The 4,963-nt window shown below is 42.6% G+C and carries 5 protein-coding genes; 3 read left to right on the top strand and 2 right to left on the bottom strand.

Annotated elements, in window-relative coordinates:
• Positions 1-165 precede the first annotated feature (165 nt).
• On the top strand, positions 166-1,122 hold the full coding sequence (gene uvsE / locus V7654_RS03030) for a UV DNA damage repair endonuclease UvsE (RefSeq protein ID WP_335428364.1): 957 nt from the start codon (positions 166-168) through the stop codon (positions 1,120-1,122).
• A 207-nt stretch (positions 1,123-1,329) separates the two neighbouring features.
• Positions 1,330-2,118, top strand: coding sequence for a CPBP family intramembrane glutamic endopeptidase (locus V7654_RS03035; RefSeq protein ID WP_335428366.1), 789 nt, complete (start codon positions 1,330-1,332; stop codon positions 2,116-2,118).
• Between the two features lie 100 nt (positions 2,119-2,218).
• Here V7654_RS03035 and argS read toward each other — a convergent pair whose 3' ends face one another.
• Positions 2,219-3,889 (bottom strand): arginine--tRNA ligase, encoded by a 1,671-nt coding sequence (gene argS / locus V7654_RS03040; protein WP_335428367.1) that lies wholly within the window; start codon positions 3,887-3,889, stop codon positions 2,219-2,221.
• Positions 3,886-4,329: a DUF1934 domain-containing protein gene (locus V7654_RS03045; protein ID WP_335428370.1), complete on the bottom strand. Its 444-nt coding sequence runs from the start codon at positions 4,327-4,329 to the stop codon at positions 3,886-3,888. Before V7654_RS03045 ends, argS begins: the two co-directional genes overlap by 4 nt.
• A 316-nt stretch (positions 4,330-4,645) precedes the next feature.
• Here V7654_RS03045 and V7654_RS03050 point away from each other — a divergent pair, with 316 nt between their 5' ends.
• Positions 4,646-4,798 (top strand): DUF1540 domain-containing protein, encoded by a 153-nt coding sequence (locus V7654_RS03050; RefSeq protein WP_251480914.1) that lies wholly within the window; start codon positions 4,646-4,648, stop codon positions 4,796-4,798.
• The last annotated feature ends 165 nt before the right edge of the window (positions 4,799-4,963 follow it).

Consider the following 4,963-nt stretch of genomic DNA (forward strand, 5'->3'; position numbering starts at 1 on the left):
ATCAACAGGGTTTAAAAATTAACATTCAGCTTTAACAAAACCTTTTATAGAGCTGTTTTCGTTTATTTGGCTTTCCAACTATCCTTTTAAAAACAGCCTTTTTAAGCAATTCAAAAAATAACCGAAGCCAAACGTTGTTGCTGCGGTCAATGAAGGAGTTTCACTATGATTATTCGGCTTGGATATGTCTCCACTGCCATCAGTTTATGGGATGCTTCCCCGTCGAAGGCATTGACGTTTGCGCGTTACGGACAGCTGGCCAAAGAGGAGCGTCATGAAAAGCTGCTTTCCGTGACGTACCAAAACCTGTTAAACACAGAAAGAATGATCCATTATAATATCGCTCACGATATCCCGCTTTACCGGTTCTCAAGCTCGATTGCCCCGCTGGCAACTCATCCAGAAGTGAACTGGGATTATGTTACGCCTTTCCGCGATGAGTGGCTGGAAATCGGAGATCTTGTGAAAAAGCACAGAATAAGAACAAGCTTCCATCCGAATCAGTTCACGCTTTTCACTTCGCCTCGGGAGGAAGTGACAGCCAATGCAATTCTGGACATGGAATATCATTATGGAATGCTGGAAGCGATGGGACTCGAGAACGAAGCAATCATCAATATCCATATTGGCGGAGCCTATGGGAACAAGGAAGAAACCATTTTGCGGTTCCATGAAAACTTCGCGAAGCTCCCTGCTCACATAAAGAAAATCACCACTCTGGAGAATGACGACAAAACCTATAATGCAGAAGAAACACTCGCCGCCTGCGTGAAGGAAGATGTGCCGTTCATGTTTGATTATCACCATCATATGGCGAACCTCTGTGAAGAAACTCTTGAGAATATCCTGCCTGTTGGCTTTAACACCTGGGCTAGAACAGGTTTAAAGCCAAAAATCCATATCTCGTCGCCTAAATCGGAGAAAGCGTACCGTTCGCATGCGGATTACGTCGACCACGAGTACATCCTTCCATTAATCCAAATTTTGCGTGGAATCGGACAGGACGTCGATTTTATGATTGAAGCGAAGACAAAGGATAAGGCAGTTCTCGCTTTGGTTGAGGATTTGGCTAAAATCCGGGGAGTGAAACGGATTGGCGGGGCTGTTTTGGAGTGGAAATAAGCTAAATGACTGCTAACCAAAGAGGTTTCTTTTTAATAGCTGCAAAGTTAAAAGTAAAAAAAAACACCTAGATAAGCAGTGTGATTCGCATACTAATACGAAATCGCGCTGCTTTTTGCTCATTTTCAGGAATAATATGTTAAAATTACATTTATTTACTTAGTCTTAGGAGCAGGAAAGGAAGTTGCCTGTAATAAATTCAATAAAGTGGGTATTTTAATGAAACTCAAAACATTTCTTGGTTTTATGATCTTATTTGCTGCATATCACACCTCAGAATTAATAGGCAATAATCCTATTTTTATCTTGTGTAGTTTTTTATTATTTTTTATAGTCGCACAAATAGTTGCAAAATTACTTGGGGAAAAAGGAATATCTGCCTTTGGTCTGCAAAGAAATAAAAATACTTCTAGGAGTTTATTAACAGGTTATTTGTTAGGTATATTATTCTATGGAGGAAGCTTTATTGTATCTGTTATTTCGGGCAAAATTTATTTTGATGGCTTTTTTTCCATTAAACAAATTATCCTTCCTTTACTTGGAATAATTATCATTACCTTTCTTTCCTCTGCAAGTGAAGATATCTTAACGCGCGGATATGTTTTTAAGTATCTTCCAAGAAAACTTTCATCCGCAACATTAGTGGGAATCTCTTCCGTTATTTATGTACTTAATCACATTTGGAGAATCGATGATGGCTCTACTCAGTGGATCATGCTTTTTTTAATGGGGTTAACGTACGCAATTCCTTTTGCAGTAACTGGCTCCCTATGGTTTACAATAGGATGTCACTGGGGTTGGAACACAGTTTCACTTTTCAAAAGTCAAATTGGGAATATGAGTGATTTGAAGATTATTGACCATACAACTGACTGGACTTACATTATAACGATGGCAATTTTCCTCATATTTGTATCTATCTATTCAAAGTTAGTCTTAAAACCATCTGCTGATAGAAATGTAGCTTCGGGTTTAAAAAATGGAATTGAACTTTAATTTAAATACCTTATCAAGATATATCACTAAACAATTTAGTTATAAAAATGCGCGAGTCCAGCTGGGAACTCGCGCATTTTTTATGAGTAAATATGAGATTTTACATTTTTTCAGGTGCAGAAACACCAATCAAAGCAAGTGCATTCTTCAAGGTGATTTGCGCACTCTTGATCAGGGACAGGCGAGCCTGTGTTCTTTCTTTATTGTCCACATCCAAAACTTTTTCAGCATTGTAGAAGCTGTGGAACACTGACGCAAGTTCGAAAATGTAATTGCTGATGCGGTGCGGCATGCGTTTTTGAGCTGCCTCTGCTACCGCAAGCGGAAATTCGCCAATCTTCTTCAGCAGGTCCATTTCCTTCTCAGCCTCAATTAATTTGAAATCCGCATCTTTTCCAACTGTGAAGCCTTGCTCCTCAGCTGAACGCAAAATGCTTGAAATACGTGCATGTGCATACTGCGCGTAGAATACTGGGTTTTCATTCGACTGGGATACGGCCAGATCAAGGTCAAAATCCATATGCGTATCCGCACTTCTCATCGCGAAGAAGTAACGTACTGCATCTAGGCCTACCTCTTCGATCAGGTCACGCATCGTAACAGCCTTACCTGTACGCTTGCTCATCTTCATCTTCTCGCCATTTTTATAAAGGTGGACGAGCTGGATGATTTCAACCTCAAGCGTATCGCGGTCGTAACCAAGCGCCTGGATTGCCGCCTTCATACGCGGGATATAACCATGGTGGTCCGCACCCCAGATGTTGATTAATTTTTCAAAGCCGCGCTCAAGCTTATTCTTATGGTAAGCGATATCCGGGGTCAAATAAGTGTAAGATCCGTCCTGCTTGATCAGCACGCGGTCCTTGTCATCGCCAAGCTCAGTTGAACGGAACCAAGTTGCACCGTCCTCTTCATAGATATGGCCATTGACACGAAGAGCATCCAACGCTACATCTATTTTTCCATCATGGTAAAGCGAAGTTTCGGAATACCAGACGTCAAACTTAACGCGGAAATTCTCAAGGTCCTGCTTCAGCTTTTCCATTTCATATTTCAAGCCGTACTCACGGAATGTATCAAAACGCTCCTGGTCAGGAACATTCACATATTTGTCGCCAAATTCCTCAGCAAGCTTCTTGCCGATTCCGATGATGTCCTCACCTTGATAGCCATCCTCAGGCATCGTCTTGTCCATGCCAAGAGCCTGGAAGTAACGAGCTTCAACAGACAACGCGAGATTATTAATCTGGTTGCCGGCATCATTGATATAATACTCACGGGAAACATCGTAGCCAGCCTTTGCAAGCACATTGCACAATGAATCGCCGACTGCTGCACCGCGCGCATGTCCAAGGTGCAGGTCACCTGTCGGGTTGGCAGAAACGAACTCGACCTGGATTTTCTGGCCGTTGCCAACCTTCGACTCCCCGTAGCTGTCGCCAGCGTCAAGGATCGCCGGAATCAAGTCTGTCAAATAGCTGTTATCCATGTAAAAATTGATGAACCCTGGTCCCGCGATTTCTATTTTTTCGATGGACGCCTTGCTTTTATCAAAATTCTCGATCAGCTGCTCAGCAATCTGGCGTGGAGCCTTCTTCGCAACACGCGCAAGCTGCATCGCCATATTCGTAGAGTAATCCCCATGCGCCTTTTCCTTTGGTGTTTCAAGCACGACGGAAGGAATTTGTGCTTCCTCCGCAAGATTCGCCTTGATAGCAGCCTGCTTGATTTCTTCCTTCAGCTTCAATTGAACCTGTTCAACTATATTCATTTGGCTTCCTCCTTATAATTGATCGTCATATGGTATGTACCTGCATTCGAGCCCTGAATGGCCATATCATACAGCAAATCCACATGGCCCTCTTGCTTTTCTTCACTAAAATCAGTATCAAGCCGTTTTGTGAGCGCCGAGGTTTCCAGCAGCCCATACGGCGTCTTATAATTGCCAGGAGTCTTTTTATTCAGCAGAAAATGAAGCCTCATCTTAATCGCACCGCTCCGTAAAATCAGCACTTCGTTTCCTGTAATCTTTACAGTCGTATGAACGTCCCCTTCCTCCATCACTTCATCATACTGGAGGTACGAGCTGTTCGCTTTTTTATAGTATCGGCCAAAAGTGGTCAATTCAAAAGTCTCCTTCTCACTGCCACTATAAATAGCCGTCTTAACCGTCACCTTAACAGGTATTTGATCAGCGGGTTCAATCGACATCGATAACACGCCCTTTTCTTGTCCAGCTCAAGTGCCTAGCCCCTCGGGTCACAAGCCGCCCTGCTGTGGTGGCTGAAGAACTGCCTCCTCGCAGGTCGTCTTATGCCTGTCGGGGCTGCCCAAGGCACTTCTGCTTTTCTAGTTCTATTATAACTTTATAAGTATAAATATTCTCATTTGAAAGTGCAAGGTTCGCAGGGACTCTCTCTACACATTTCCGACTTTTAAACCAGCCAATATTAGGCATAGGCGTATAAGATTATAGGACCTCCAATCCGGGTATTGATTATTAAAACCTTTTAAGGAGGTGGCCTATATGAAAATCGAGGTTAAATGTGAAGTAGAAAATTGCAAATACTGGGCAGAGGGCGACCAATGTGTTGCCGACTCAATCCTGGTTGTTGCCAATACAGGCAGACAAGCTGCAAATGAGCGCGAAACAATCTGTGATACATTTGAAAAGATGTAATTTTAGTAAACTGGATGGCTTATTGCTATCCAGTTTTTTAGTTTGTTGGAAAAATATGAACAGATTCCGCCATATACGTGACTGGTATTTACAAAGAAATGTGTGATTCCGCGGGATTTTGTTGAAATCCCGGAAGAACTCCCTTTGATTCCGCAACTTTTTGTC

This window comes from Bacillus sp. JJ1609, assembly GCF_036967045.1.
Classification (GTDB): Bacteria; Bacillota; Bacilli; order Bacillales; family Cytobacillaceae; genus Mesobacillus.

What these genes read in the sequence shown, in the direction of transcription:
- uvsE (WP_335428364.1), top strand. Translation starts at nt 166, where the DNA reads ATGATTATTCGGCTTGGATATGTCTCCACTGCCATCAGTTTATGGGAT.
- argS (WP_335428367.1), bottom strand. Translation starts at nt 3,889, where the DNA reads ATGAATATAGTTGAACAGGTTCAATTGAAGCTGAAGGAAGAAATCAAG.
- V7654_RS03045 (WP_335428370.1), bottom strand. Translation starts at nt 4,329, where the DNA reads ATGTCGATTGAACCCGCTGATCAAATACCTGTTAAGGTGACGGTTAAG.
- V7654_RS03050 (WP_251480914.1), top strand. Translation starts at nt 4,646, where the DNA reads ATGAAAATCGAGGTTAAATGTGAAGTAGAAAATTGCAAATACTGGGCA.